The organism is Microbacterium sp. NPDC088619 (assembly GCF_044752825.1).
Lineage (GTDB): Bacteria > Actinomycetota > Actinomycetes > Actinomycetales > Microbacteriaceae > Microbacterium.
In genome coordinates, this window is the sequence record NZ_JBIVLZ010000001.1 from 406,968 (window position 1) to 433,071 (window position 26,104).

Here is a 26,104-nt window from a genome sequence, read left to right on the forward strand (position 1 = left end):
TCTTGACGTCGTCCGCAGCGCGCAGTCAGCGGGGGACGACGAGCGGAGTGCCAGTGTGCGGGTCGGGGATGATGCTGCAGCTGAGCCCGAACACCTCTTCGACACGGTCACCTGTCACGATCGACGCAGGGTCGCCGGAAGCCACGATGCGGCCGTCGCGCATCATGATCATGTGATCGGCGAATCGGGCCGCCTGGTTGAGATCGTGGAGCACGGCGACGATCGTGCGCCCCTCCCCGTGCAGTTCGTGGAATAGGCGCAGCAGATCGTACTGGTGCGCGATGTCGAGGAAGGTCGTCGGCTCGTCGAGAAGCATGGTGGGCGACTCCTGTGCGAGCAGCATCGCCACCCACACGCGCTGGCGCTGTCCACCCGACAGCTCGTCGACCAGGCGCCCGGAGAGGTCTGTCGTCCCCGTGGCGGCGAGCGCTGCCGCTACCGCTGACTGATCGCGGTGCGACCACTGGCGCAGGATCGTCTGGTGCGGGTGCCTCCCACGCGCCACCAGGTCGGAGACCCGGATGCCGTCGGGAGCGATGGACGTCTGCGGCAGAAGGCCGAGACGCCGGGCGACCTCCCTGGTGGGCAGCTCGGTGATCGCCCGACCGTCGAGCAGCACCTGTCCCGTCCGGGGCTTCAGCAGGCGGGCGAAGGCGCGCAGCAGCGTCGACTTGCCGCACGCGTTCGGTCCGACGATGACCGTGAACGATCCGGTGGGGATGTCGACCCCGAGATGCTCGGAGACGACGCGGCCGTCGTATCCGATCGTGAGGTCGTCTGCGCGCAGCCGCGCAGCGCTGTCGATGTCGATGTCGATGATGGTCATCGTCTTCTCGCTTCCTGAATGAGCAGCCAGACCAGGTAGAGGCCGCCGAGGCACACCGTGATGATGCCGACCGGGATCTGGGTGGGTGCGAACAGTCGTTGCGCCAGGACGTCACTGGCGATCAGCAGAAGTGCTCCGACGGCTGCGGATGCTGTGAGTGTCACGCTCGCTGAGCCGGTCAGACGTCGTGCGACCTGCGGGGCGGCCAGAGAGATGAAGGCGATCGGTCCCGCCATGGCGGTGACGGCGGCGGTGAGGCAGACGCCGAGGACGATGAGCATCAGACGGGTGCCGCCGGTTCGAACGCCGAGGGCAGATGCCGTGTCGTCGCCCAGTTCGAGCAGGTGCATCCGATCCGCCATCGTCGCCACCGCCACCCCGATGGGAATGATCACGCACGCGGCGATCGAGACCTGCTCGGCGGTGATGACGTTGAGGGAGCCGGCGCCCCAGGCGCTGGCGAGCATCGCGATCCGCAGATCCGCGTTGAGGACGATCCAGGTGTTGACGGATGCCAGCATCGAGGCGACTCCGATGCCGACGATGATCAGCCGGAAACCCGTGAATCCCCGTCGGAATGCGAGGAGGTACACGAGCAGAGCCGTCGTGGCGCCGCCGACGAGAGCAGCTGCTGCGGTCGAGGCGACACTGATACCCGTCGTGGTGATCACGATCAGCGCGCCGGTGTAGGCGCCGGCATCGAATCCGATGACGTCGGGACTGCCCAGCGGGTTGCGGGTGAGCGACTGGAAGATCGCGCCGCCCATGCCCAGGGCGACGCCGAACACCAGTGCTGCGAGCACACGGGGCAGTCGCCATTCGATGATCACGAGTTCAGCGCGTGGTTCGCCGAGACCGAGCAACGTCAGGAGCACCTCGCCGGGGGAGAAGGCGACATCGCCGAGGGTCAGGGCGAAGACACCCAGGGCTGCGGCGGCCAGGAGCGCGAGCACGGCGACGATCGTCGCACGCACGCCGATCCGTCGCGAGAACACGGACGTACGCGGTGTGAAGACCCGTCGGCCGGCATCGACCGCGACGGGCGAGGTCAGAAGAGCGGTCACAGTCCGCTCACCTTCCGCCGACGCACGAGTGCGATGAGCACGGGGGCGCCGATCAGCGCCGTCATCACCGACACCGGAAGCTCTCCGGTGCGGAGTACCGATCGCCCGACGACGTCGGCGGTGAGCAGCAGCAGCGGGGCGGCGAACAGCGTGCCGAGGAGGATCCACCCCTGATGGGAGCCGACGAACCAGCGCACGGCGTGCGGAACCATCAGACCCACGAAGGCGATCGGTCCGGCTGCCGCGGTGGCTGCACCGCACAGCAGAGTCACGGCGACGATCGAGAGCGTCCGGGTCAGGACGACCCGCGATCCGAGAGCCGTCGCGAGGTCGTCGCCGAGCGCGAGCGCGTTGAGGGAGGGCGCAAGGCAGAAGGCGAGTAGGAGGCCGACGAGCAGGAACGGGATCACAGTGAAGACGTCAGGAGTGAGGGCGGTCAGCGATCCGGCGTTCCAGGTGCGGATCGCGTCGAAGGCCCGGGGGTCGAGCAGTCCGACCGCCGCCACGACACCGCCCATCACGGCGCCGAGAGCTACGCCGGCGAGGGTCATCCGCATCGGATCCGGCGCCGTGCGACCGGCGGATCCGATCAGGTAGACGAGGACGGTCGCGACGATGACTCCGGCGAACGAGAACCAGATGTATCCGCTGGCCGCGCTGAGTCCGAAGAATGCGACCCCGATCGTGACGCCGAGGCTCGCGCCGGCATTCACGCCGAGGATGCCGGGGTCGGCGAGCGGGTTGCGCGTGAAGCCCTGGATCAATGCCCCGGCGATGCCGAGTGCGGCGCCCACGGCGAGACCGATCAGCGTGCGCGGGATGCGCATGCCCTGGACGATCGCTCCGGGGTCGCCCTCACCCGTGGTGAGCCCGCTCCAGACCTCGTCGACGCCGATGCGCTGCGAGCCGGAGAAGATGCTGGCGGTGCAGACGATCACCAGTGCGATGGCGAGGAGGACGATCACCAGGCCCCGGCGCGAGGCTGAGACCCGGGGTGTCTGCTCCTCCGTGAGAACGTCGGTCATGAGTCGGCGGTCACAGGCCCAGCTTCTCGAGCTCGGCCTCGTACGCTTCCTCGATATCCTCTGTGGGACGGGTGTCGTCATCCCACATCGCCATGAGGCGTGCGTGGGTGCCTTCATCGAGCGAGTCGTAGCGCTCCCGCCACGCCTCGGCGTTCTCCGTCCAGTACCCGATCACCTTGTACGCAGACGCGGGCAGCTTGAGTTGGTGGCGCAGATGCTTGCGGACGCCTCGGGTCGCCTTCGTCTCTCCTGCGACCCAGACATAGCCAGGGCCGCTCGGAAGCTCGGACGCACGGAGGATCTCCTCGATACGCGTGGGCGCGTGGCCGTTGCCGCCGTGCACCCAATGCAACTCGACGCCGTCGGCCGGACGGATGTCGAGCTCGTCCTCCGGGGAGGAGACCTCGAGGACGACCCGGGTGCGGACGCCGGCGGGAGCGTTCTCGGCGAGGCGCGCGGCAGCGGGCAGCCCGGTCGCATCGGCGATCAGCAGCTGCCACTCGATCTCGGACGGCGGATCGTAGAGTCCTTTCGGGGTGTTCACCCCCACGACGTCGCCGGGGCGGGCGTTCAGCGCCCAGGCTGCCGCGACGCCGCCGTCGTGCACGACGAAGTCGATCGTCAGCTCGGCGGCTTCGGCATCCCATCCGCGAACCGTGTAGGTGCGCATCGGAGCCGGTTCGACGCCGTCGGCGAAGTCCCAATAGCCGTCTTCTGTAGGGAACGGGAGATTCGGCTCGTGCTGCCCTTCAGCGGGGAAGAAGACACGGAAGTACTCGTCTCCGACCCCGGTGGAGACGAATCCGTCGAGCCCCTCACCTCCGAAAACGATGCGGACCATGCCGGGGCTCAGACGCTGCACGCGCTCGACGACGATCCGGTGGATCAGATTGACGGTCATCCGAGAAGCGCCTTCTCGACCACGGTCAGGAACGCGTCCATGCCGCTGGGGGAGCCGTAGATCATCTCGTAGTTGTAGGGGTGATAGGCGCCGCCCTGGACGAAGGGCAGGTCCTGCCAGAGCTGATTCTGCTTCAGCGCGTCGTCGTGCTCGATCCAGACGGTGCCGTCTTCGTCCGCACCTGTGAAGACGACATCCACGCCGTCCAGCTGCCCGACCTGCTCGGGGCTGAGCCTCGCATAGTCATCGCTCGCCGGGAGGCCGTCTTCGGTGGCGTTCATGAGCTCGTGCATCTCGAGGCCGAGGTCGGCGAACACCAGGCAGGGGACGCCGTAGCAGGATGTCGTGACGTGGCCCTCGAAGTAGCCGACGTCGGCGACCACGGGGTGGATGTCGGCAGCGTCGAGACGAGCCCTGATGTCGGCGACGCGCTCTTCGTACTGATCGACCCAGGCCCGCCACTGATCCTGTCGTCCGAGGTCTTCGGCAGCCTGAGCCACCACATCCCGCCAGTCACCACCGTCGAACGCGTTGTACGTGTAGGTGGGAGCGATCTTCTGCAGCTTGCCGTCGAGGTCCTCCTCATAGCCGAGGCCGTTGAGGATGAAGTCCGGCTCCGCCTCGAGCACGGCCTCGAGGTTGAATTCGGGGAAATTGCCGAAGGTGTCGAGCCCCTCGAGCTCTTCCTGGGGGAAGAAGTCGGGGAACGATGTGAAGTCGTCGCGGATCGGCTGGGTGTCTGCGAGCTCGAAGCCGAGGGTGATGAGGATGTCGAGGTCGGTCGTGTAGAAGCCGAGCGCGGACCGCGGTTCGGCGGGGATCGTGATGTCGACGCCTGCGGGCGTGGTCAGCTCGACGGTTCGCCCCTCCTCAGAGGAGCCGGCGGCGGTCGAGCCGGCGCAGGAGGTGAGCAGGAGTCCGGTCGCGGCGAGCGCGACGAGAGAGAGGGGTGTGGAGCGCATGGATCGTCTTCCAGGTGTGGATTCGGGAGGCGCCGAAGAAGTTAGCTAAGGCTTGGCTTACCAAGTATGGATCGCCCGTGTGTCGCGCAGGTGCCAGTCCGTGTCGCGCTCAGGCCGACTTCTTCGTGGCGTCGTTCCGCACTGAGGCGAATTCGCCCGGCGTGCGTCCGAGTTCTCGCCGGAACGCCTGCACGAACGCGCTCGGTGTCGCATAGCCCGATCGCCGGCTGACATACGCGACGGTGTGGTCGGCCGCGAGCCATTCGATGGCGCGGCGCATGCGCGCGCGAGTGCGCCAGGTCGAGAAGCTCATGCCGGTCTCTGCCGCGAAGAGACGAGACAGGTTGCGGGCGCTCGCGCCCACGTGACGACCCCAGTCCTCGAGCGACCTGTCGTCGGATGGGTCGGAGAGCAGAGTCTCGGCGACTCGTCGCGTCCGCATGTCGCGGGGGAGAGGGAGGTCGACCGTCGACACCTCGACGGGTTCGAGGAGGCTCAGGGCCAGCTCTTCGGCATGCAGACGCGGGGAAGCCGAAAGGTAGGGGGAGGCTTCGAGGCGATCGAGAACCGCGCGCACCACTTCGGGCATGGCCACCGCGGTCGTCCGCCTCGCGATGGGAGGGATGTCGGCGGTGATGAAGGTGCAGCGGAAGGTCGTTCCTGCGGCAGCGACCACGCGATGGGTCACCCCGGCGGGGATCCAGAGGCCGAGCGATCCGGGGATGGCGAAGTAGCCGTCGTCCGTGTCGGCGGTCAGGCCCCCGCGTGCTCCCCAGAGCAGCTCATGACGGTCTTCGTGGGAATGGGCTCCCCATTCGCTGTGGTCCGACAGTACGAATGAGTTCGTGTCTATGCGCCAGACTTCCGAATCTGCAGGGTGCTGTCCGATCAGCGACATCGCTCCCCATCTGTCGTCCCGCGGCATGGTTAGGTGACCCTAACTTAGCATGTGGGCGTGCTGCGGTCGGAGTCCTGCCACTCGAGAGGTGCCGGTGATCGCCGCGCGGCGTCGGCGCAACCGGTGAGGAAGGAGGCCATCACGCGAGGGGACTCGACGCAGTCGACCTGCAGCAGCGCCATTCCGACGCGGAACGGTGCCCCGACCGGTCCTGGGGTACCTATCGGGACACCTAACCGGCTTCGCTGGGGAACTCCACCGGCTCAAGGCCGTGTTTTGTATGGCCACGGCCCAACGTATCGCCAATACATCGGTGTATCTAGTGGTTGCGGATACGCGGCGATTCGAGGGCCATCTCAGGGGCCCGGCCGACCTCGAACCTCCTGGTGGTGACCACGCACCGGTCCGAGCCACCGTGTTTCGTCCCACCTAGGGTACGCCCGGGAATCGGCATCCGCCATGGGATGTGATGTTGCGCCGATCGGACGTAGCATCGCGCTCGAGAGCGTTCATCGGCCATGGTCTGGGGACCGCATCGATGACGCTCCGGTCGAGGGGCTCTTCCTCATCAGGGTCGCGCGACCCGGAGAGAGAGTCCCTCCGCTGTGCGATCTCCTCCGCTCGAACGCGATCGACCACGATGCCCACCCTGACCTCGCACGAAGAAGCCCCATCAGGCTTTCTTTCCCTGATGGGGCTTCGTTTCTGTGGGCGATACCGGACTCGAACCGATGACCTCTTCCGTGTGAAGGAAGCGCGCTACCAACTGCGCCAATCGCCCATACCTGTGGGGTACGTCAACCGATACTACCCGACGGTCGGAGGCGAAGTTGACCACCCTGAGAGACACGCGCGAGATTCGGTTTCGGTTTGGACAGTCGCCGATCATCGGCTAATGTTTCATAAGTGCCCGGGACAACAACCGGGAACAACGCGGATGTAGCGCAGTTGGTAGCGCACAACCTTGCCAAGGTTGGGGTCGCGAGTTCGAGTCTCGTCATCCGCTCAAGTGCAGGGGCCTTCTTCGGAAGGCCTTCCGCACGTGGGGTCAATCCACACGGTGGCGTGGCCGAGCGGCTAGGCACCGGCCTGCAAAGCCGTTTACACGGGTTCGAATCCCGTCGCCACCTCAGTAACTGAATAGCCCGAACGGGCGCGATTGGCGCAGCGGTAGCGCGCTTCCCTGACACGGAAGAGGTCACTGGTTCGATCCCAGTATCGCGCACAGAGAAACCCCCGGTTTTCCGGGGGTTTTTTGTTTGTGCGGGGAGCTCTCGATGAATGAGGCAGCGACGAGATCGTTTACTCGGCAGTGATGAGCGTCGGAGCAGGGTCCTCCAGCCCACTCCGTAGCTCCACCCGTGTCCACGCGACGGGAGCATCGCTGAAGATCGGTTCGAGAACGTCCCACATCGACTCCGCGTCATCTCCGACGAAGTAGAGCTCGTAGCCGTACGCGCCGACATCGTTGCCGTCGATCATCCCGGCATTCGCCTCTGCGAGGGCCTCGTCGGCTTTCATCTCGGTGTCGAGAAGGGCGTCCATGAGATTCCCGTCGAACTTCTCGGGACGGTCCTCGAACATCACAACGACCCACGCATGGGTGCTGCCAATCGCGGCGATTGGGGGCGCTGCGTCCGACGGCTCAGACTCGTTGACTTGCCGGTCCGCCGCGCATCCGGCGAGAAGCACCAGCGGGATCGTGAGAGCGAGCGCGGTCTGAGCACCGGCGGAGAAGCGACGACGTGGCACAACGCAATCATGTCAGTCGACCAGGCGGTTCGGCATGCCACTGAGCGTTCTCGGGCGTCAGCCGGCGCGACGAATCGGCCGTACTGCAATCAGGAGGTCGGCTGTGACGACCGCTTGACGACGTCGTATGCCGCGAGCGCCGCCTTGCGGGTGGCAGCGAGATCGACGATCGGCTCTGACGGAGCATCCGATGCCCATTGGGAGATGTACAGACCCTGCGGATCGAACTTCTTGGCCTGAAGCTCGGGGTTGAAGACCCGGAAGTACGGCGCAGCGTCCGCTCCGGATCCCGCAACCCACTGCCAGTTGAAGGGATTGCTCGCACCGTCGGCGTCGACGAGGGTGTCCCAGAACCACTCCTCGCCGCGGCGCCAGTCGATGAGCAGGTTCTTCACGAGGAACGACGCCGTCACCATGCGCACCCGATTGTGCATGAAGCCGGTGTGCCAGAGTTCCCGCATTCCGGCATCCACCAGCGGGATGCCGGTGTCGCCGTGCTGCCACGCCTCGAGCTGCGCCGGATCGAGCGGCGGCCACGGGAACGCGTCGTACTGTCGGCGCAGATTGACGGTCGCCAGATCCGGCGAGTGGAACGTCGTATGCCAGGCGAACTCGCGCCAGCCGAGCTCCGAGAGGAAACCTGCGGCGCCGTGTGCGTCGACTGCCTCATGCCAGACGGTGAACGGGCTGAGCTCGCCCCAGCGCAGGCGAGGCGAGAGAAGGGAAGTGGCACCGGCCGATGGCTCGTCGCGGGCGCGGTCGTACGACCCGATGTCCTCGTGCAGGAAGGCGTGCAGGCGAGCGCGCGCTGCGGGCTCGCCGGGCTCCCAGGTCTCGCGCAGTCCGCCGGCCCAGTCCGGGCGGGTGGGCAGCAGGTTCCAGTCATCGAGATCGTCTGAGGCCGGCGCGCTGGCGACTCCGTCGAGGCTTCGCGGCGCGGGGAGTGGCGCACGCGGCGTGGGGAGCGCGAGGCAGGCGCGCCAGAAGGGTGTGAACACCGAGAAGTGCGTGCCGCTGCCGGTCTTCACGGTCCATGGCTCGTGCAGCAGCGAAGCCTGGAACGACGTCACCTCGAGCCCGTCGGCGCGCAGCGAGGTCTTGAGTGCCGAGTCGACATCCCGCTCCGGGCCGCCGTAGCGACGGTTCCAGAACACCGCCGTGGCCCCGGTATCGGTGACGGTTTCACGCACGACGCGCTCGGCGGGACCGCGCCGGAGGACCAGCGACGCCCCCAGCTCGCGCAGGCGTTCACTCAGAGAGGCGAGCGAATGGTGCAGCCACCAGCGGGCGGCTCCACCCAGCGGACGGATGCCGGGCGATTCCTCGTCGAGGACGAAGAGCACCACGATGGGCTCATCACGATCGATTGCGGCCCGCAACGCCGGGTTGTCAGCGAGTCGGAGGTCGTCGCGGAGCCAGACGAGCGAGGGAGAGGCCATGTCTCCATTCTCACTCGCTCCACGGAATCGGCGGGCGGGGGTTGCCTGCGGGCTGTCTCAGCGGGTACGACGGCGCCCGCGACCCGCCCGAACAGGGGTCGGAGCCGTAGACCACAGCGCCCAGAGCACGAGCAGCGGCTGGAGGAACAGTCGCCCGAACCGGCGAGCTTCGGTGTCCAGCCCCGGTGTCGAGCGATGCGTGTGCCATTGGTGCACGTTGCCGGGGAAGACGGCGATGAAGAACGCGGCCGTCGCGATGCCCATGCGGCGCCGCTCGTGGGGGAGGGCGAGCAGCCCCGCCGCGAGCGCGACCTCTGCCGCGCCGGAGGCGATCACGATCGTGTCCTTGTCCAGGCGAGTGAGCGTCGTCGCCCAATCGGGCACCACCACGCGGAACCCGCGAGTGCTGACGAAGTGGATGACGCCGATCGAGCCCAGTGCGAGGGCGAGGATCCAGCGCGCGAGTGCTCTGACCATCCGCTCACGCTACCTCGGCTCACTCCTCTTCGAGGGTGCGGGCCGCCTCCCAATCACGGAATCCGTCGGCGATCTCCGGGGAACGGGTGTGGTGGAGGTAGTGCTCGCCGTCGATCGGTACGACGGTGCCGTCGTCCGCTGCCGCCGCCTGGCGCTCGTGCAGCGGGGTCCAGTCCGGGTTCTTCGCATTGTCCGCCTGCACGAACAGGAGGAGCGGGATGCTGGCCGGGAACGCAGTGCCGGCCGCATCCGCGAAGTTCGTCCTGATGTGCGCCATCTCGTTCAGATACGTGGGAGCGAGCGAGGTCCGGTGGCTGATCAGCGACATCTGCTCTCGAGCCTCGTCGGTATACGGGGCGTCGTCGAGGCCATCTCCTACGAGACTCGCGGCGAGCCGGATGAGCCCCAGACTCTTCGCCGCGCCCAACAGGCCGGTGGGGAACTCCGCGTCCATGTTGGGCTGCCCTGGCACACTGGTGTCGATGCCGACGAACGCCGTCACTTCATCCGGATATCGGTCGGCATACTCGATGGCGTAGAGCCCGGCGATCGAATGCCCCATCAGCACGTACTCGTCGACCTCGAGCGCCTGGAGAGCCTCGTGGAGCTCGCCGACGATGTTCGCCGTGGTCCTGTCGGTGTCGGTGCCGTCGCTCAGGCCGTATCCGAACGGTTCGACGACGATCACCCGGTGATCCGTCGCGAGTTCGGACACCAACGGCTCGAAGTCGAGCACAGGTGAGGCCGTGCCGAAGCCCGGCAGGAACACGATGTCCGTCGCACCCTCTCCCGTGATGAGGACGTTCATCTCCCGGCCGTCGACCGACACCAGACGCCCATAGGGTTCGATCCGATCCTGCTCGATGGCCGTGGCCACCGCATCGACGACCGTCGTGGTGGTGAGGCCGATCGTGACGACGGCGCCGATCGCGGTCAGCGCGACAAGGGCTCTCCTGATGGATCTGCGCACGATGGCCTTCCCGGCACACGCGGATATCGGAAGGAACGCGCGCCTGCTCTCCAGCCTGACGAACGCGGAGTGCCTGCGCGTCAGCCCTCGGCAGACACCCGCGTACCGCGTCTGCGGTATGCGGATGTCATCCGGCAGGACGATCCGGGGGACGCCGACACACGGAATACTGGAGGTATGCCGACGATCCGTGAATCTCGCGACGGGTTTCGGCCGAATGATGTCGTGGTCGTCGCGCTGATCGTGGTCTTCGCGGTTCTGCCGTTCCCCGATGAGTCCTTCCGGGCGCGAGGCCTTCTCCTCGCGCCGGCGCTCGTCCCCGCCGCGGCCATGCCTTTCCGTCGTCGCTGGCCGCTCGCGGTGCTGGCGATCTGTCTGGTCTGCGCCGTCGCGTCCGCGGCAGCGGGCACCATCTCTCCGAGCGCGCTCGTCGCCGCGGCCTTCGGCTGCTACGCGGCGATCGATCGACGAGGCCGCGGCATCGGACTGATCGCGGTCGGAGCTTCCGCCGTCGTCGCATTCCTCTCGAACGGCTGGGCGCTCGCGGGGGATCTCCTCGACTCGACCGCGCTGCAGTTCGTCCTGCTCCTGGCCCTCGGCGGCGCGCTCGGCGACGCCGCCAGGTCACGCCGAGAGTTCGCTGCCGCGATGACCGAGCGCGCGGAGCGTGCCGAGCGGACTCGCGATGACGAGGCACGCAGACGTGTCGCCGAGGAACGGGTGCGCATCGCCAGGGACCTCCACGATGTCGTGGCCCACCAGATCGCCGTGATCAGCCTGAATGCCGGTGTCGCCTCCTCGGCGCTCGACACCAGGCCGGAGCGCGCCAGAGAGGCACTCACCACGGTGCGCAGCGCATCTCGCACCGTGCTCAGCGATATCGGAGGCCTCATGTCGCTGCTCCGCTCTGACGCACCCGACGACCACGATGAGCTCCGTCCGCAGCGCGGCCTGGCGGATCTCGACACCCTCGTCGAGAGATTCCGGCGCGGCGGTCTCCGCGTCGACCTTCGGCGACACGACGACGGATTCGCCCTCTCGCCGACGAGTGACCACGTCGCGTATCTGGTGCTGCAGGAGGCGCTCACGAACGCCCACAAACACGGCCTCGGGGGCACCGCGACGGTCGCGTTGCGCATCGAGAGCGCGGCCCTGCACGTGACGGTCGTGAACCCGAGCAGAGCCGTCTCACCCGCTTCGCAGAGCCCCGGCAACGGGCTCCGCGGCATCCAGGAGCGACTCGGAGCGGTGCGCGGAGCCGCACACTTCGGCAGCGACCGAGGGGTCTTCTCACTCGAGGCGTGGATCCCGGTCGAGAGCGTCGAGGCGCCATGACCGTCTCGGTGCTCGTGGCAGACGACCAGCCGCTCGTGCGACACGCTGTGCGGGACATCCTCATCGACGGTGGCCTCGTGGTCGCGGGTGAGGCATCGAACGGACTCGATGCGGTGCGTCTGGCCAAGACGACCGCACCCGACGTCGTGCTCATGGACATCAGGATGCCGGAGCTGGACGGCATCGCCGCCACAGCGCTCATCCGCGACCAGAACGACGCTGCCGATCAGCCGCGGGTTCTGATCCTGACCACCTTCGAAGAGGACGAGAACGTGGTCGGGGCACTTCGCGCAGGTGCCAGCGGCTTCATCGGCAAGGCTGCGGAACCCGAGGAGATCGTCCGCGCGGTGCGGATAGTCCACGGGGGAGAGGCCCTGCTGTCGTCGACCGCGACGCGCGCCCTGATCGCTCGCTCGGTCCGGCGCAGCGGACCGTACCCCGCCGCGCGATGGACCACCGCCCTCGCTCTCCTGACCCCGCGCGAGCGCGAGGTGCTGACGCTCGTCGCCGAGGGGCTCCCGAACACGGAGATCGCTGCGAGACTCACGATCTCGCCGCACACCGCGAAGACCCACGTGAATCGGATCATGGCGAAGGTCGACGCTCGCGACCGGGCCCAGCTCGTCATCCTGGCTTACGAGTCGGGGATGGTCGTCGCCGGAGCCTGAGCGGAGCGGTCCGGTGCGCGGCTCTGCGCCACACTGGGAGCCATGACCATCCTGCGCATCAGCATCCTGTTCGTGCTCGCCGCCGTCGCCGAGATCGGCGGGGCCTGGCTGATCTGGCAGGCGGTCAAAGAGAATCGAGGGTGGCTGTTCGCGGTGCTCGGCGTCATGGCGCTCGGCGCCTACGGCTTCATCGCGGCGCTCCAGCCGGATGCGAACTTCGGACGAGTGCTGGCCTCGTACGGCGGCGTGTTCATCGCAGGTTCGCTGGCCTGGGGGATCATCGTCGACGGCTTCAAGCCGACGATCTGGGACTGGGTCGGATCCGCCATCGCGCTCGTCGGAGCGGCGATCATCATCCTGGCACCGACAGCGGCGAACACGGCCGAGACGGTGTCGTAGCGGTCAATCGCCCCCGGGCATGCGAGTAGCCTAGATCCAGACCCAGATGGAGTGTGCAGTGCCTGAAAATGCTCAGCCGAAAGACGGCTTCGCCCTGTTCTCTGACCGTTCAGTCGTCGCGATGCGCGTCAACGGAACCCTCAAGGACCTCGCCGCGACAGTGACCGACGCCGACGAGGTCGAGCCGGTCACGATCGACAGCCCCGACGGGTTGAACATCCTCCGTCACTCGGCGGCTCACGTGCTCGCGCAGGCGGTGCAGCGGATCAACCCGCAGGCGAACCTCGGCATCGGCCCGCCCATCACGGACGGCTTCTACTACGACTTCGGCGTCGACACCCCGTTCACGCCCGAGGACATCAAGGCCATCACGAAAGAGATGCAGCGCATCGTCCGGGAGGGTCAGCGCTTCGTGCGCCGCGTCGTCACCGACGACGAGGCTCGTGCAGAGCTCGCCGACGAGCCGTTCAAGCTCGAGCTCATCGGCCTCAAGGGCGGCAAAGAAGCAGCCGAAGGTGCATCGGTCGAGGTCGGCGAGGGCGAGCTGACGATCTACGACAACACGACGCGCGACGGCGAGGTGGTCTGGAAGGACCTCTGCCGCGGCCCGCATCTGCCCAACACCCGCATGATCGGCAACGGCTGGGATCTCACCCGCATCGCCGCCGCGTATTGGAGGGGCAGCGAGAAGAACCCGCAGCTGCAGCGCATCTACGGCACGGCGTGGCCGTCGAAGGACGAACTGCGCGAGTACCAGCACCGTCTCGAGGAGGCCGCCAAGCGCGACCACCGGCGCCTCGGCAAGGAGCTCGACCTGTTCTCCTTCCCCGAGGAGATCGGCTCGGGTCTCTCGGTCTGGCACCCGCGCGGCGGAGTCGTCCGCGGCGAGATGGAGCAGCACGCGCGCAAGCGCCACATCGAGGGCGGATACACGTATGTGTACACCCCGCACATCTCGAAGGAAGACCTCTTCCTCACCTCGAACCACCTCGTCACGTACAAGGAGGGCATGTACCCGCCGATCGTCATGGACGAGGAGCGCGACGACGAGGGCAACATCACCAAGCAGGGCCAGGACTACTACCTGAAGCCCATGAACTGCCCGATGCACATCCTGATCTACAAGGAGCGTGCGCGCAGCTACCGTGACCTGCCGCTGCGGTTCGCCGAGAACGGCACCGTCTACCGCAACGAGCTCTCGGGCGCGCTGCACGGACTCACCCGCGTGCGCGGCTTCACCCAGGACGACTCGCACCTCTTCGTCACGCCCGATCAGCTCGAGGCGGAGGTCTCGAAGGTCCTCGAGTTCATCCTGTCGATGCTGCGCGATTTCGGTCTCACCGACTTCGAGCTCGAGCTGTCGATGAAGGACGACGAGAAGTCCAAGTGGATCGGCTCCGACGAGTTCTGGGAGTCGTCGACGGACGCCCTGCGTCGTGTCGCCGTGGCATCCGGGCTCAAGCTCACGGAGGTCCCCGGTGAGGCGGCATTCTACGGACCGAAGATCGACCTGAAGACGCGCGACGCGATCGGCCGCACCTGGCAGCTGTCGACCGTGCAGGTCGACCCGAACCTGCCCGAGCGCTTCGAACTCGAGTACATGGACAAGGACGGGCAGAAGAAGCGTCCGATCATGATCCACCGTGCCCTGTTCGGCTCGATCGAGCGGTTCTTCGCCATTCTGCTCGAGCACTATGCGGGCGACTTCCCCGTGTGGCTGTCTCCCGTGCAGGTCGTGGGCATCCCCGTGGCCGACGAATTCGCCGACTACCTGGGCGAGATCGTCCAGACGCTCCGTGCACAGGGCGTGCGCGCCGAGCTCGACGACTCCGACGACCGGATGCAGAAGAAGATCCGCACGCACACGACCGGCAAGGTCCCGCTGCTGCTGATCGCGGGGGAGAAGGACCGCGACGCGGGCACCGTCTCGTTCCGCTACCGCGACGGCACGCAGGAGAACGGCGTGCCGATCTCCGATGCCGTGTCGCGCATCCGTGCCGCGATCGATGCGCACACGCTCGTGCAGACGGCAGGGGATCTGGCGTGACGACCCCCTCCGAGCCGTGGGAGGACGCCGGCGAGTTCGCCGGTGTCCCCGACGAGTTCCAGCGGCTGTGGACTCCGCACCGGATGGCGTACATCCAGGCGGGCCCCGAGCCGTTGCGCGAGGAGTGCCCGTTCTGTGAGGCGCCGAAGTTCCCGGATGCCGAGCGGCTGATCGTCGCCCGGGGTGAGACGGCCTACGTGCTGCTCAACCTTTTCCCGTACAACTCGGGGCACCTCCTGGTCTGCCCGTACCGCCATATCGGCACCTACGACCAGGCCACGCCAGAAGAGGTCGCCGAGATCGGCGTGCTGACCCAGATCGGAATGCGTGTGCTGCGGGAGGTGTCGCGCTGCGACGGCTTCAACATCGGGATGAACCAGGGCGCCGTCGCCGGTGCCGGTGTCGACGGCCACCTGCACCAGCACATCGTGCCTCGGTGGACGTCGGACGCCAACTTCTTCCCGATCATCGCCAAGACCAAAGCGCTGCCCCAGCTGCTCGGCGAAGTGCGAGAAGCCGTGGCGGACGCCTGGCCGAAGCCGTAGACCGGCGGTTCAGCGCACCTGGCGTGCGGTGAACTGCATCCTCGGGTTCGCGTAGAACTCCTGCGCCTCGACGAGCTGCAGTTCGCGCGCCCCCGACTCGAGCGTCGCGGCGAGCAGATCGAACACGCTGGATGCCGTGCGCTCGAGCGCCGTCTTCGCGTCGCCGGTCTCGACGTAGTGCGCCGTGAAGAGGGCCGCGGTGACATCGCCCGAGCCGTTGGCCTTCATCGGGAGGCGGGGCGTCTGCACGATCCATGCTCCGGCGGGGTCGGCGACGAGCATCTCGATCGTGCCCTCCTCGCGGTCGGGACGTTCCACGCTGGTGACGAGCACCGTGCGCGGACCCATCGCCGTCGCGAGGTCGACCGAGGCGAGTGTGGACTCGAGCGTGTCGGGCTCAGTGCCGGTGAGGAAGCCGAGCTCGAACTGGTTCGGGGTGATGATGTCGGCGGCAGGAACGACCTTCTCACGCAGCAGGATCGGGATGGCGGGTGCGACGAAGCATCCTGACTTCGCGTTGCCCATGACCGGGTCGCAGGCGTATACCGCGTCAGGATTGGCCGCCTTGACGCGCGCGACCGCGTCGATGATCACATCGCCGATGCCCTCGCCACCCTGATAACCGCTGAGCACCGCGTCGATCTCGCCGAACACTCCGCGCTCCTCGATGCCCGTGATGACCTCACGAACGTCGTTCGGATCGATCAACGGGCCACGCCAGGCGCCGTAGCCGGTGTGGTTCGAGAAGTTCACCGTGTAGACCGGGAGCACCTCGACGCCGATGCGCTGCAGGGGGAAGACTGCGGCGGAGTTTCCGACATGGCCGTACGCGACGGCGGACTGGATGGAGAGGATCTTCATTCTCCGATCCTTTCAGTGAGGGCGGGAAGGATCCCGCAGCGGGTGATCATCGCACGGCCGCGACGAGATCGGCGACGAGCGTGTCCGCGTCGTCGTCGGACAGATCGTGCACGGTGAGTCGCAGGTGGTGTGAGGGCTCGGCTCGCTCGTCGAGGGCGAAATCGTCCCCTGTGCGTGCCAGCCAGCCGCGTCGCATCAGTCGCTCTGCGACGATCCGCGCCGGCTTCGGGAGCTCGACCCACAGGCTGAGCCCGTCGGTGGCGGGGGAGTCGAGTCCCTGCTCGCGCAGACGGGTGGCGAACGCGGTGTTCCTGGCGGCGTAGTGCTCACGGGCCTCGGCGATCCGCGAGACGACCGAGTCGTCGGTGAGCTGGGTCAGCGTGAGGCGCTGCAGCAGGTGGCTCACCCATGTGGTGCCGGGGCTGAGCCGCATGGCGAGGCGCTCAGCCGTGGTCGCGTCGGTCGCGGCGATCGCGAGGCACATGTCGGGACCGAGGAACTTCGAGACCGAGCGCACGAGGGCGAACCGTCGGTGCTCCGGTCCGATGAGCGACTCGTAAGGCCGGTGGGACAGCATCGAGAAATGATCATCCTCGATGACCAGGACGTATGGGTGGTCGGCGAGGACGGCGCGCAGCTCGGCGGCCCGGGTGGCTGTGAGGCTCGCGCCGGTCGGGTTCTGGGCTCGGGGAGTGCAGATCACGGCGCGGACGCCGGCATCCAGCGCGTCGCGAAGTCCTTGAACCGTCATGCCCTGGTCGTCGACGGGCACGGGGACCGCACGGTACCCCCCGAGCCGCACCGTGTGGATGCTGGCCAGGAAGCAGGGATCTTCGAGCGCGACGGCGTCATCGCGCATCAGCGCTTGGGCGAGCAGACGCTCCACGGCGTCGACCGCTCCGCTGGTCACGGTGATGCCGAAGTCGACGTGACCGATGTCGCCGGCGATCCACTCGCGCGCCCAGAGCTCGAGACCGCGGTCGATGACGGGCTCTCCGTAGAGCACGGGTCGCCCTGCGACCGTGGCGAGTGCCTGCGACGGATCGGGGATCAGCCGCGGGTCGGGGTTGCCTGTGCCGACGTCGCGCAGCACGGTGTCTGATGCGTAGCCTTCCTGGGCGACAGTCTCGAGACCCGTGATGACAGTGCCGGCCCGGCCGCGCGAGATGACGATCCCCGCCTGGGCGAGCTGCCGGTATGCGGCGACCGCCGTGTTGCGGTTGACGCCGAGTGTCGCGGCGAGCTCGCGGACAGGCGGAAGGGGGCTGCCTGCGCGCAGGACTCCGCGGTCGCGCAGGCCGCGCACGCTGTCGGCGATGTCCGCTGCGGTCGTTCCGGTGATCTGGTCGCTCATGGGTCCTCAGCACTGATTCTAGGTCGTTCCGGACAGTGCTACTGTTTGGCCTAGATCAAACGAGACATCGTTCGACACCCGCGCACATCGTGCTTCCCCGACAGGAGCTCTCATGACAGAACAGACCACCACCGGATCGTCGCGCGTCAAGCGCGGTCTCGCCGAGATGCTCAAGGGTGGGGTGATCATGGATGTCGTCACGGCAGACCAGGCGAAGATCGCCGAAGACGCCGGAGCCGTGGCCGTCATGGCCCTCGAGCGGGTCCCCGCCGACATCCGCGCGCAGGGCGGCGTCTCGCGAATGAGCGATCCCGACATGATCGACAGCATCATCGCCTCGGTGTCGATTCCTGTCATGGCCAAAGCGCGCATCGGCCACTTCGTCGAGGCGCAGGTTCTGCAGGAGCTCGGCGTCGACTACATCGACGAGTCCGAGGTGCTGTCGCCCGCCGACTACGTGAACCACATCGACAAATACGGCTTCACGGTGCCGTTCGTCTGCGGTGCCACCAACCTCGGCGAGGCGCTCCGCCGCATCAACGAGGGGGCCGCGATGATCCGCTCCAAGGGCGAGGCCGGCACCGGCGACGTCTCCGAGGCGATGAAGCACATCCGCAAGATCCGCGGCGAGATCGCCGCCCTCACGGCACTGCCCAAGGACGAGCTGTTCGTCGCGGCGAAAGAGCTGCAGGCACCGTACGAGCTCGTCGCGGAGATCGCCGAGACCGGCAAGCTCCCCGTCGTGCTGTTCGTCGCCGGCGGTGTGGCAACACCTGCTGACGCCGCGATGATGATGCAGCTCGGTGCCGACGGCGTGTTCGTCGGATCCGGCATCTTCAAGTCGGGCAACCCGGTCGAACGCGCGAAGGCGATCGTCAAGGCGACCACGTTCTTCGACGACGCGAAGGTCATCGCGGAGGTCTCGCGCGGGCTCGGAGAGGCGATGGTCGGCATCAACGTCTCCGACCTCCCCGCACCGCACCGCCTGGCCGAGCGTGGCTGGTAACCCACGGATCGGCGTCCTCGCTCTGCAGGGTGACGTGCGCGAGCACGCCACCCTGCTCGCGGGGCTCGGCGCCGAGGTCGCGCCGGTGCGTCGCCCGGAGGAGCTGGCGGCCGTCGACGGCCTCGTCATTCCCGGCGGCGAGTCGAGCGTGATCGACAAGCTGTCGCGCATCTTCGGGATGCAGGAGCCGATCCGCGCCGCGATCGCTGCCGGGCTTCCGGTGTACGGCACCTGCGCCGGGCTGATCCTCCTCGCCGACGAGGTGCTCGACGGCATCGAGGGGCAGCAGTCGTTCGGCGGCATGGACGTGAGTGTGCGCCGCAACGCCTTCGGTCGTCAGACCGAGTCGTTCGAGATCGGGCTCGACGTGCCGCTGCTGGGCGATGTGCCGGTGCACGCGACGTTCATCCGTGCGCCGATCGTCGAACGCGCAGGCGAGGGAGTCGAGGTGCTCGCCTCGCTGCCGGACGGCGGGATCGTCGCGGTGCGGCAGGGAGCGCTCCTCGGAACGAGCTTCCATCCCGAGGTCGACGGCGAGACACGGTTCCACGAGATGTTCCTCGAGGGGGTCCGGGAGTACGTCGCCAGGGGCTGACGTGCTGTGGTGCGACCCGCCACGGACCGCGGCATGACAAGCGCGGGCCTGAGGGCGGACTATTCTCGTTCGAGTGACTGGATCCAGGGCTGAGGCCGCGTATGCGCGTGCCGTCACCGCATTCAGCACCCCCACCCTCGATCTCCTGCACGGACGGTTCGCCCCTTTCGTCGTCGCATCACTCTCCCTTCTGTTCAATGCAGACAGGGCCTCGGTCGCGGTCGCTGATGCGCACGCCGAACTGGCCGAGGTGCTCGACGAGCTCCGCGCGGCGGGGTACGACGAGGACGACCGGAAGCTGCCCTCGGGTACCGGACGTGACGTGTGCCGCAACTGGGTGCGTCTCGGCTGGCTGATCCAGCAGATCGACGACGACGTCGAGGTCTATCGTCTGTCTGCTCACGCAGTCGCCGCACTCGAGATCTCGGGCCGCACCGGCGGGGGGCGCACTCGAGTGTCGAACTCCCGCGTCCGCACCCTGCTGGATGCCGTGGATCATCTCTCCGTCAGCGCCGAGGTCGACCCGGTTCGTCGCCTGTCACGACTGCGCGCGGAGCGCGATCTGCTCGACGCCGAGATCGCTCGCATCCAGGAAACCGGACACGCGGACCCTACGGACGACGAGGAGCTCCTCGAGGAAGCGGAGAACGTGCTGCACCTGGCGCGCGAGCTCCCCGCCGACTTCACTCGTGTGGCCGAGTCGCTCAGAGCGATGCAGCGCGACGTCGTCGCCCACCTCCGGAGGGACGAGAGGCCGACGAGCGAGGTGCTGCGCGAGTACCTCCAGCGTGCGCAGGACGTGATGCAGTCGACCCCGGAGGGACGCGCCTTCGCGGGAGCCCTGCGCCTGATCGGCGACCCTGACCGCATCGACGCCCTCACCGAGCAGCTCCGCGGCCTGCTCGACCAGCCCTTCGCGCGCATGCTCGACGGCACGCAGCGTGCCGAGCTCGACGCGATCGCGCGACGCGTGGAGCTGGGGGTCGAGGAGGTGCTGGCCGCGCAGCGCCGCGCCTCGCACGTCATCACGGGTCAGGTGAAGACCCACGATCCGCTGCGCGATCGTCAGATCGACGACCTCCTCCGTGACGTCATCGCAGGGCTCCACGGGTGGTCCGGTCCGGCCACAGTCGTCGACCCGGTACGCAGCATGCCGCTGATCGATCTGGGGCATCTCCGTCAGACCACCAGCGACATCCGCCCTCCGCGTGCTCCGGCGCCCCTCGCCGACGCGGACGACGTCGACTTCCTCGATCACGACACCCGGGCGTGGGGCGGTCCGCGATATGCGGAGCTCGAGGCGTACGTCGCCGGGCTCGAGGCAGACTTCGATCTCGCAGAGGCGTTCAGGGCGGTGCCTGACGCGGCCAGACGTCCGGTCGATCTCCTCGGCCTTCTCGAGATCGCGCACCGGAACGGTCTCACGGACGGTGACGGGATCTCGACGGTCGAAGCCCTGAGACCCGACGGTACGACTCGCCGGTTCGCCTTCGGCACCGTGACCGCCCGCAGCACGAAAGAAGATGCAGATGAGTGACGACGACCTCACCACAGCCGTCGCGGACGAGGGTTTCATCGCCCCCACGGCGATGGAGGACGACCTCGAGGCGCACTTCCCGGGTGACCGCGGAACGCTCGACCCGGAGATCAGGCGGGTGCTCGTGCACCTCCTCCAGCGCCGCTTCATCTCGATGGAGCGCAATCGCCGGGAGTGGACCCTGCTGCTCGAGCATCAGCAGGTCATCGAGTCGCGACTCAACGACATCTACCTGCGGCTGATCATCGATCATGCCCGAGGTTTCGCGTACAAGCAGCAGCTGCGCTCCGATGAGGTCGAGATGCCGGTGCTGCTGAAGGACTCTCCGTACTCCCGTGCGGAGACGCTCGTCCTGGTGCACCTGCGAACCGTGTATCAGCGCGAGTCGGCGTCGGGCGAGGGCTCCGTGCGGATCGACATCGAGGACGTCGAGCAGACGGTCCTCAGCTACTTCGCCGACGTGGACGGCGGCACCGCGAAGCAGCAGCGGGCGATCCGCAGTGCGCTGGACCGGTTGGACCGAGAGGGCATCGTGCAGGAGGAGACCAGCGGACGGTATCGGATCACCGCTCTCGTCGAGGTGGTGCTCAGCGCCGAGACGCTCAAGGAGCTGCGCGAGTGGCTGCGGGCCCAGGCGGTGGTGGCGCGATGACGATGATGGACACGCTCTTCGGGATGATCCCCGCGCGCTCCCGCGGCCAGCAGTGGGTCGCTGAGGAGCTGCAGCTCATCAACTGGGGCGGCTACGACGGCGGACCGCACCGGGTGCGGTTCTCGCCGGATGCCACGCTGCTGTGCGGCGGCTCGGGGTCGGGCAAGTCCACGCTCATGGACGGCTACATCGCCCTGATGATGCCGCACACGACTCCGTTCAACGGTGCCTCGAACGGCGGGGTGACCGGGCGGCCGCGCGGCGAGGAGCAGCGGAACATCCTGTCGTACGGCCGGGGGAAGATCGACGAGTCCCGCACCGACGAGGGCACGAAGCTCCGCGTGCTGCGCGGTGACGGCGAGGACACGTGGAGCGCCGTCTCGATGACCTGGCTGGACCACGACGGCTCGCGCTTCACGGCGGTGCGCGGGTGGTACATCCCTGCGGACGCCCGCACGCTCGAAGACACCACGAGGCTGCGCGCCACGATCGACGGCGCCTTCGATCTCAGCCAGCTCGAGCGGGGCGCGGCGCAGCGTCTCAGCGATGCGGCGGTGCGCGCCGTCGGGCTCGATCCCGTCGCGACCGATCGCGAGTTCTCGGCGCGCCTGCATGCCGTGCTCGGTATCGGCGCCGCAGGCTCGGGCGCGAAGGCGATCAGCCTCCTCGCCCGCATCCAGGCCGGCCAGCAGATCACCACGGTCGACGACCTGTACAAGAAGCTCGTGCTCGAGGAGCCGGAGACGATGGCGACCGCCGACGCGGTGGTCGCTCATTTCGATGAGCTGGAGAGCACACGCACGCGGATGCTGGTCGCCAAGCAGCAGGTGGCGGCACTCGAGCCGATCCGCGGGATCTCGCAGCGCATCGAGGCAGCGACGGAGCGGATGCGGGTCGTGGACGAGGTCGGGGTCTTCTCCGAGTCGACCTCCCTCGCAGCTCTGTGGAGCGCCGAACGTCGTCTCGACCTGCTGCGCGAGGTGGAGACGGACCTGCGCGACCGGACCCAGGCCCTCCACCTGGCAGTCAGAGAGAAGAACGCCCTCATCGCCGCGGCCGAGGTCGAGCGCGAGGGGCTTCTCGATGTGCTGCGACAGTCGGGAGGCGATCGTCTCGAGACCGCTCAGCGCGAACTGCGCGGCGTCGAGCGCCGACTCGAGGACATCCAGCGCGAGCGAGCTCGTTTCGACGCCCTGGCCGGCGAGCTCGGCGTCGAGGTGCATGATGCCGCCGGGTTCGAGAACCTGCTCGCCCGCCTCGGTCGTGAACTCCCGCAGACGGGTCTCCGGAATGCGCGTGCGGCCTTCGCGGAGGCCGAGTCCGCGCGCCGGACGGCGGAGACGGAGCTGGCCCGGTTGCGGGCCGAGCGGGACCGCACCCGAGAGCTGCGGGGGAGCATTCCCGCGCATCTGCACGAGTCGCGAGCCCTGCTCGCTCAGGCGGCCGGGCTCGCTCCGACGGATCTGCCCTTCGTCGGGGAGCTGATCGAGGTCCGCACCGAGTTCGAGCCCTGGCGGGACGCGTTCAACCTCGCGCTCGGCGGATTCGCGCGGACGCTGCTGATCGACGTGTCGAACCTCGGGCGGTTCCGCGCCGCCATCGACACCGTGCGCACCGCCGACCGCATCAGCTACGAAGGCGTGCACACCGGGCTCGCCGAGTCGACGACGGCGGACCCGCGAACGCTCCCCGGTCGTCTCGACCACCGTTCCACGCCGTTCACCGGGTGGCTCCAGCAGCGACTCCGCGAACGGTTCGAGTACGTGTGCGTCGACTCCTCGGCCGAGCTCGCCGAGCACCCTCGCGCGCTCACACTCTCGGGACAGGTCTCGCAGGGCGACCGCGGGTCGCACGGCGGGCACGGCCGCGCGAACATGCTCGGGTTCTCGAACGCCCGCCGGCTGCGGGAGCTCGACGAGCAGATCAGCGATCTGGAGGGTCGACGGGATGCTGCGGCAACGGCGGCTGCGGAGGCGGAGGTGGGCCTCGACAGGATCGAGGCCACAGCAAAGGCGCACGCGAAGATCGAGGACCTCACCTGGGATCAGATCGACGTCGGGGCCATCTCGGCCGAGCGCTCTCGGTGGCTGGCTGTCGAGGCCGAGGTCACCGACGAGAACCCGAAGATCTCCGAGCTGCGAGCTCAGGCTGAGGAACTCAGGAAGCGGGCGGGTCGGCTTCGTGACGAGAACTCCCGACTCGGCGGCGATCTCACGCTCGCTCAGGACCGCTGGGTCGAGGTGACCGACCAGGTCGACGCCTGTCAGCGGATCGTCGATGCGGCGGAGGCGGCGGAGATCGCGCTCGAGGAGCGGCACCGTTCCTTCCTCGACGCGCGCTTCCTCGGTGCGGACGCGGCCGTCAGCGTCTCGGCGTCGGAGCGACTCGCCCACCTCGATTCCGCGTTGCGCACCGCGGCGACCAGGCTGCTCGAGGATCGCACGTCGGCAGCCACGGCGTACGCCGACCAGCGCGAGCAGATGCGGCGCCTGATGACCGGGTTCCTCGAGCGCTGGGACACGCTCACGATCCTGCCCGACCCCGACGAGTCCGTCGCCGAGTTCGAGGGCATTCTCGAGGCACTCGAGACCAACGGGCTGCACGAGCTCGAGTCCGAGTGGAGAGACAGCCTCCTCAAGCTCTCCGGAAACGATCTGACGAGTCTCGATTCGACTCTCGGCCGCTCGCTGCGCGAGATCAAGAACCGCATCGACCCGATCAACCGGATCATGGAGGAGCTGCCGTTCTACGACGACGAGCATCGCCTGCAGATCACGCCGCGCGAGAACCAGTCAGAGGCACGCAGACGGTTCCGCAGGGAGCTGCGCGAGGTGCGGGGACTGATCGAGGCGGCGACGACGGACGCCGATCGCGAGAGCGTCTACCGGAGGATGAGTCGCCTCATCGGCCGGATGCGGCGAACCGCACCGGACTTCGCCGAGCTCATCGATGTGCGCAACCACGTCAGGGTGAGCGCCGAGCGGATCCACGCCACGACCCGGGAGCACGTCGCGCTCTACGACCACATCGGCGAGAAGTCGGGCGGAGAGTCTCAGGAGCTCGTCGCGTTCATCGTGGGTGCCGCGCTGCGATATCAGCTCGGCGACGCGGGGGCTGCGCGTCCTCGATACGCGCCGGTGTTCATGGACGAGGCGCTCATCAAGGCCGATGCGCACTTCACGAAACGGGCGATCGGCGCGTGGCGGGGTCTCGGCTTCCAGCTCGTGATCGGTGCGCCGAACGACAAGTACAGCGCGATCGAGCCGCACGTGGACGTGGAGTACGACATCCTGAAGGACACCCGCGGTCGCTCGTGGGCTCGGCCGAAGGTGGGCCTGCCCGCTGGGGGCGAGTGATCGGACTCGACGCGGCTCATCCGGCCACGAGGGTCCGGATCGCCCCGACCGTGCGGTCGATGTCGGCTCGGGTCGTCGCCCAGGACGACATCGAACAGCGCAGCGCTGCGCGACCCCGCCATTCGGCGCCTGTCAGAGCGGCCGTGCCCTCGACGAGAACGGCCTCACCGAGGGCGCGGGTCGCATCGTCGTCTTCGAGCCGGAACATGACCTGCGTGTAGCCGACGTCGTTGAGGATGCGGATGCCGTCGATCGTGGCGAGCCCTTCGGCCATCGCGACCGCGTTCTCGTGCAGCCCGTCGATCAGGTGGGCGATGCCGTCCCGTCCCAGACTGCGCATCGCCGCCCAGGCGGAGACGCCGCGTGCACGACGGGACAGCTCGGGGGTGACATCCCACGGATCCAGGCTCGTGTAGATCAGATAGTCGCCGCCGGTGCGGAACGCGGCGATCGAGTCGGCCGGGTCGCGGACGATGGCCATGCCGCAGTCGTAGGGCACGTTGAGTGTCTTGTGCGCATCGGTCGCCCACGAGTCGGCGTCGGACATGCCCATCGTGAGCGGCCGGAGCGACTCGGATGCGGCGGCCCACAGGCCGAAGGCCCCGTCGACGTGCACCCAGGCGCCGTGCTCGTGGGCGATCGGCACGAGTGCCGCGAAGTCGTCGAACGCTCCGGTGTGCACTTCACCGGCCTGAAGGCAGACGATGGCCGGTCCTGAGCCGCTGTCCAGGACCTCGCTCAACGCGTCGGGGCGCATGCGCCCCTCGTCATCGGATTCGACGACGGTGATCTCGCTGCGGCCGATCCCGAGGAAGCGGGCCGCTCGGTCGATCGACCCGTGACGGTCGGCGCCGACGACGAACCGGATCGGCGGAGATTCCCGCAGCCCCTGTTCGCTGAGGTCCCATCCCGCTCGGGCGAGTACGGCGTTGCGCGCCGTCGCGAGGCAGGTGAAGTTCGCCATTTGGCCGCCCGTGACGAAGCCGACGCTCGCGGACTCCGGCAGGCCGAGTACGTCGAGCATCCATCGTCCCGCCACGCGCTCCAGAGCGACGGTGGTCGGCGTGAGCAGAGCCGAACCCGAGTTCTGGTCCCAGGCCGAGACGAGCCAGTCGGCGGCGAGAGCTGCGGGATGCGTGCCGCCGATCACGAATCCGAAGAAGCGTCCGCCGGGGATCGCGACGAGGCCGGGGTCCGCCCGTGACGCGATCTCGTCGATGACAGCCTCGGCGCTCATGCCCTCGGCGGGCAACGATCCACCGAATGCATCGAGCATGTCGGCGAGGGTGGCGCGCGGCCACACCGGTCTGTCGTCGAGCGAGCCGAGGAACTCCAGCGCCGCGCGGTGAGCGGCTTCCAATCCGCGGATCCTGTCATCGTCGACGCTGTCGTCCATGAGTCAGGAGTACACCCGCGCGGCGCGTCACACCAGAGG

The 26,104-nt window shown here is 67.9% G+C and carries 23 protein-coding genes and 4 tRNA genes; 13 read left to right on the forward strand and 14 right to left on the reverse strand.

Annotated elements, in window-relative coordinates:
- Positions 1–25: 25 nt before the first annotated feature.
- The 7 genes from ACIP5T_RS02105 to ACIP5T_RS02135 form a co-directional block, all read right to left on the reverse strand.
- A complete protein-coding gene (locus ACIP5T_RS02105; protein WP_400860202.1) occupies positions 26–826 on the reverse strand; it encodes an ABC transporter ATP-binding protein in 801 nt (266 codons plus the stop codon).
- Positions 823–1,890 carry a FecCD family ABC transporter permease gene (locus tag ACIP5T_RS02110; RefSeq protein ID WP_400860204.1) on the reverse strand — a complete coding sequence of 356 codons (1,068 nt, stop codon included), beginning with the start codon at positions 1,888–1,890 and terminating at the stop codon, positions 823–825. The genes ACIP5T_RS02105 and ACIP5T_RS02110 overlap by 4 nt, the downstream gene beginning before the upstream one ends.
- On the reverse strand, positions 1,887–2,915 hold the full coding sequence (locus tag ACIP5T_RS02115) for an iron chelate uptake ABC transporter family permease subunit (protein ID WP_400860206.1): 1,029 nt from the start codon (positions 2,913–2,915) through the stop codon (positions 1,887–1,889). The genes ACIP5T_RS02110 and ACIP5T_RS02115 overlap by 4 nt, the downstream gene beginning before the upstream one ends.
- Positions 2,916–2,925: 10 nt before the next feature.
- Positions 2,926–3,816 (reverse strand): siderophore-interacting protein, encoded by an 891-nt coding sequence (locus ACIP5T_RS02120; protein ID WP_400860208.1) that lies wholly within the window; start codon positions 3,814–3,816, stop codon positions 2,926–2,928.
- A complete protein-coding gene (locus ACIP5T_RS02125) occupies positions 3,813–4,778 on the reverse strand; it encodes an ABC transporter substrate-binding protein (RefSeq protein WP_400860210.1) in 966 nt (321 codons plus the stop codon). Before ACIP5T_RS02125 ends, ACIP5T_RS02120 begins: the two co-directional genes overlap by 4 nt.
- A gap of 109 nt (positions 4,779–4,887) precedes the next feature.
- Positions 4,888–5,703: an AraC family transcriptional regulator gene (locus ACIP5T_RS02130; RefSeq protein WP_400860211.1), complete on the reverse strand. Its 816-nt coding sequence runs from the start codon at positions 5,701–5,703 to the stop codon at positions 4,888–4,890.
- Positions 5,704–6,384: 681 nt separating this feature from the next.
- Positions 6,385–6,457: transfer RNA gene (locus ACIP5T_RS02135), tRNA-Val, on the reverse strand.
- Between the two features lie 152 nt (positions 6,458–6,609).
- Here ACIP5T_RS02135 and ACIP5T_RS02140 point away from each other — a divergent pair.
- From ACIP5T_RS02140 to ACIP5T_RS02150, 3 genes are all read left to right on the forward strand, one after another.
- A tRNA-Gly gene (locus tag ACIP5T_RS02140) sits at positions 6,610–6,682 on the forward strand.
- Between the two features lie 53 nt (positions 6,683–6,735).
- A tRNA-Cys gene (locus ACIP5T_RS02145) sits at positions 6,736–6,806 on the forward strand.
- A 23-nt stretch (positions 6,807–6,829) separates the two neighbouring features.
- Positions 6,830–6,901, forward strand: a tRNA-Val gene (locus ACIP5T_RS02150).
- 77 nt (positions 6,902–6,978) lie between these two features.
- Here ACIP5T_RS02150 and ACIP5T_RS02155 read toward each other — a convergent pair.
- The 4 genes from ACIP5T_RS02155 to ACIP5T_RS02170 form a co-directional block, all read right to left on the reverse strand.
- A complete protein-coding gene (locus ACIP5T_RS02155; protein ID WP_400860213.1) occupies positions 6,979–7,428 on the reverse strand; it encodes a hypothetical protein in 450 nt (149 codons plus the stop codon).
- Between the two features lie 89 nt (positions 7,429–7,517).
- The gene (locus tag ACIP5T_RS02160; protein ID WP_400860215.1) at positions 7,518–8,867 is read right to left on the reverse strand and encodes a cryptochrome/photolyase family protein; all 1,350 of its coding nucleotides are present in this window, start codon (positions 8,865–8,867) and stop codon (positions 7,518–7,520) included.
- 57 nt (positions 8,868–8,924) lie between these two features.
- Complete coding sequence (locus tag ACIP5T_RS02165) at positions 8,925–9,344, reverse strand: hypothetical protein (RefSeq protein WP_400860217.1); 420 nt, start codon at positions 9,342–9,344, stop codon at positions 8,925–8,927.
- 19 nt (positions 9,345–9,363) lie between these two features.
- Complete coding sequence (locus tag ACIP5T_RS02170; protein ID WP_400860218.1) at positions 9,364–10,314, reverse strand: alpha/beta hydrolase; 951 nt, start codon at positions 10,312–10,314, stop codon at positions 9,364–9,366.
- Positions 10,315–10,491: 177 nt separating this feature from the next.
- Here ACIP5T_RS02170 and ACIP5T_RS02175 point away from each other — a divergent pair, with 177 nt between their 5' ends.
- The 5 genes from ACIP5T_RS02175 to ACIP5T_RS02195 are packed head-to-tail and all read left to right on the forward strand — an operon-like array spanning position 10,492 to position 15,308.
- Positions 10,492–11,649: a sensor histidine kinase gene (locus ACIP5T_RS02175; protein WP_400860219.1), complete on the forward strand. Its 1,158-nt coding sequence runs from the start codon at positions 10,492–10,494 to the stop codon at positions 11,647–11,649.
- Complete coding sequence (locus ACIP5T_RS02180; protein ID WP_400860221.1) at positions 11,646–12,317, forward strand: response regulator; 672 nt, start codon at positions 11,646–11,648, stop codon at positions 12,315–12,317. Before ACIP5T_RS02175 ends, ACIP5T_RS02180 begins: the two co-directional genes overlap by 4 nt.
- 42 nt (positions 12,318–12,359) lie before the next feature.
- Entirely contained in the window at positions 12,360–12,716 is a 357-nt protein-coding gene (locus ACIP5T_RS02185) for a YnfA family protein (RefSeq protein WP_400860223.1), read from the forward strand.
- 46 nt (positions 12,717–12,762) lie between these two features.
- Complete coding sequence (gene thrS, locus ACIP5T_RS02190; RefSeq protein ID WP_400860225.1) at positions 12,763–14,763, forward strand: threonine--tRNA ligase; 2,001 nt, start codon at positions 12,763–12,765, stop codon at positions 14,761–14,763.
- A complete protein-coding gene (locus ACIP5T_RS02195; protein WP_400860227.1) occupies positions 14,760–15,308 on the forward strand; it encodes an HIT family protein in 549 nt (182 codons plus the stop codon). Before thrS ends, ACIP5T_RS02195 begins: the two co-directional genes overlap by 4 nt.
- A 9-nt stretch (positions 15,309–15,317) precedes the next feature.
- Here the strand turns inward: ACIP5T_RS02195 and pdxY are convergent, their stop codons facing one another.
- Together pdxY and ACIP5T_RS02205 are read right to left on the reverse strand one after the other, a co-directional pair.
- Positions 15,318–16,169, reverse strand: coding sequence for a pyridoxal kinase PdxY (gene pdxY / locus ACIP5T_RS02200; protein ID WP_400860228.1), 852 nt, complete (start codon positions 16,167–16,169; stop codon positions 15,318–15,320).
- A 46-nt stretch (positions 16,170–16,215) separates the two neighbouring features.
- The gene (locus ACIP5T_RS02205) at positions 16,216–17,523 is read right to left on the reverse strand and encodes an aminotransferase class I/II-fold pyridoxal phosphate-dependent enzyme (RefSeq protein ID WP_400860230.1); all 1,308 of its coding nucleotides are present in this window, start codon (positions 17,521–17,523) and stop codon (positions 16,216–16,218) included.
- 112 nt (positions 17,524–17,635) lie between these two features.
- On the opposite strand from ACIP5T_RS02205, the gene pdxS reads away from it, so the two are divergent.
- The 5 genes from pdxS to ACIP5T_RS02230 all read left to right on the forward strand — a co-directional run bounded on the left by pdxS (position 17,636) and on the right by ACIP5T_RS02230 (position 24,669).
- The gene (pdxS, locus tag ACIP5T_RS02210; protein ID WP_400860232.1) at positions 17,636–18,529 is read left to right on the forward strand and encodes a pyridoxal 5'-phosphate synthase lyase subunit PdxS; all 894 of its coding nucleotides are present in this window, start codon (positions 17,636–17,638) and stop codon (positions 18,527–18,529) included.
- Positions 18,519–19,124 (forward strand): pyridoxal 5'-phosphate synthase glutaminase subunit PdxT, encoded by a 606-nt coding sequence (pdxT, locus tag ACIP5T_RS02215; RefSeq protein ID WP_400860233.1) that lies wholly within the window; start codon positions 18,519–18,521, stop codon positions 19,122–19,124. The genes pdxS and pdxT overlap by 11 nt, the downstream gene beginning before the upstream one ends.
- 73 nt (positions 19,125–19,197) lie before the next feature.
- Complete coding sequence (locus ACIP5T_RS02220; RefSeq protein ID WP_400860235.1) at positions 19,198–20,661, forward strand: DUF3375 domain-containing protein; 1,464 nt, start codon at positions 19,198–19,200, stop codon at positions 20,659–20,661.
- Positions 20,654–21,313: a DUF4194 domain-containing protein gene (locus tag ACIP5T_RS02225; RefSeq protein ID WP_400860237.1), complete on the forward strand. Its 660-nt coding sequence runs from the start codon at positions 20,654–20,656 to the stop codon at positions 21,311–21,313. Before ACIP5T_RS02220 ends, ACIP5T_RS02225 begins: the two co-directional genes overlap by 8 nt.
- Positions 21,310–24,669 carry an ATP-binding protein gene (locus ACIP5T_RS02230; RefSeq protein ID WP_400864561.1) on the forward strand — a complete coding sequence of 1,120 codons (3,360 nt, stop codon included), beginning with the start codon at positions 21,310–21,312 and terminating at the stop codon, positions 24,667–24,669. The genes ACIP5T_RS02225 and ACIP5T_RS02230 overlap by 4 nt, the downstream gene beginning before the upstream one ends.
- Positions 24,670–24,685: 16 nt before the next feature.
- Here the strand turns inward: ACIP5T_RS02230 and ACIP5T_RS02235 are convergent, their stop codons facing one another.
- Positions 24,686–26,065 carry a pyridoxal phosphate-dependent decarboxylase family protein gene (locus ACIP5T_RS02235; protein ID WP_400860238.1) on the reverse strand — a complete coding sequence of 460 codons (1,380 nt, stop codon included), beginning with the start codon at positions 26,063–26,065 and terminating at the stop codon, positions 24,686–24,688.
- Positions 26,066–26,104: the final 39 nt, after the last annotated feature.

What these genes read in the sequence shown, in the direction of transcription:
- thrS (WP_400860225.1), top strand. Translation starts at nt 12,763, where the DNA reads ATGGAGTGTGCAGTGCCTGAAAATGCTCAGCCGAAAGACGGCTTCGCC.
- ACIP5T_RS02225 (WP_400860237.1), top strand. Translation starts at nt 20,654, where the DNA reads ATGAGTGACGACGACCTCACCACAGCCGTCGCGGACGAGGGTTTCATC.
- ACIP5T_RS02175 (WP_400860219.1), top strand. Translation starts at nt 10,492, where the DNA reads ATGCCGACGATCCGTGAATCTCGCGACGGGTTTCGGCCGAATGATGTC.
- ACIP5T_RS02160 (WP_400860215.1), bottom strand. Translation starts at nt 8,867, where the DNA reads ATGGCCTCTCCCTCGCTCGTCTGGCTCCGCGACGACCTCCGACTCGCT.
- pdxY (WP_400860228.1), bottom strand. Translation starts at nt 16,169, where the DNA reads ATGAAGATCCTCTCCATCCAGTCCGCCGTCGCGTACGGCCATGTCGGA.
- ACIP5T_RS02165 (WP_400860217.1), bottom strand. Translation starts at nt 9,344, where the DNA reads ATGGTCAGAGCACTCGCGCGCTGGATCCTCGCCCTCGCACTGGGCTCG.
- ACIP5T_RS02235 (WP_400860238.1), bottom strand. Translation starts at nt 26,065, where the DNA reads ATGGACGACAGCGTCGACGATGACAGGATCCGCGGATTGGAAGCCGCT.
- ACIP5T_RS02205 (WP_400860230.1), bottom strand. Translation starts at nt 17,523, where the DNA reads ATGAGCGACCAGATCACCGGAACGACCGCAGCGGACATCGCCGACAGC.
- ACIP5T_RS02180 (WP_400860221.1), top strand. Translation starts at nt 11,646, where the DNA reads ATGACCGTCTCGGTGCTCGTGGCAGACGACCAGCCGCTCGTGCGACAC.
- ACIP5T_RS02185 (WP_400860223.1), top strand. Translation starts at nt 12,360, where the DNA reads ATGACCATCCTGCGCATCAGCATCCTGTTCGTGCTCGCCGCCGTCGCC.
- ACIP5T_RS02105 (WP_400860202.1), bottom strand. Translation starts at nt 826, where the DNA reads ATGACCATCATCGACATCGACATCGACAGCGCTGCGCGGCTGCGCGCA.
- ACIP5T_RS02230 (WP_400864561.1), top strand. Translation starts at nt 21,310, where the DNA reads ATGACGATGATGGACACGCTCTTCGGGATGATCCCCGCGCGCTCCCGC.
- ACIP5T_RS02115 (WP_400860206.1), bottom strand. Translation starts at nt 2,915, where the DNA reads ATGACCGACGTTCTCACGGAGGAGCAGACACCCCGGGTCTCAGCCTCG.
- ACIP5T_RS02120 (WP_400860208.1), bottom strand. Translation starts at nt 3,816, where the DNA reads ATGACCGTCAATCTGATCCACCGGATCGTCGTCGAGCGCGTGCAGCGT.
- ACIP5T_RS02125 (WP_400860210.1), bottom strand. Translation starts at nt 4,778, where the DNA reads ATGCGCTCCACACCCCTCTCTCTCGTCGCGCTCGCCGCGACCGGACTC.
- pdxS (WP_400860232.1), top strand. Translation starts at nt 17,636, where the DNA reads ATGACAGAACAGACCACCACCGGATCGTCGCGCGTCAAGCGCGGTCTC.
- ACIP5T_RS02130 (WP_400860211.1), bottom strand. Translation starts at nt 5,703, where the DNA reads ATGCCGCGGGACGACAGATGGGGAGCGATGTCGCTGATCGGACAGCAC.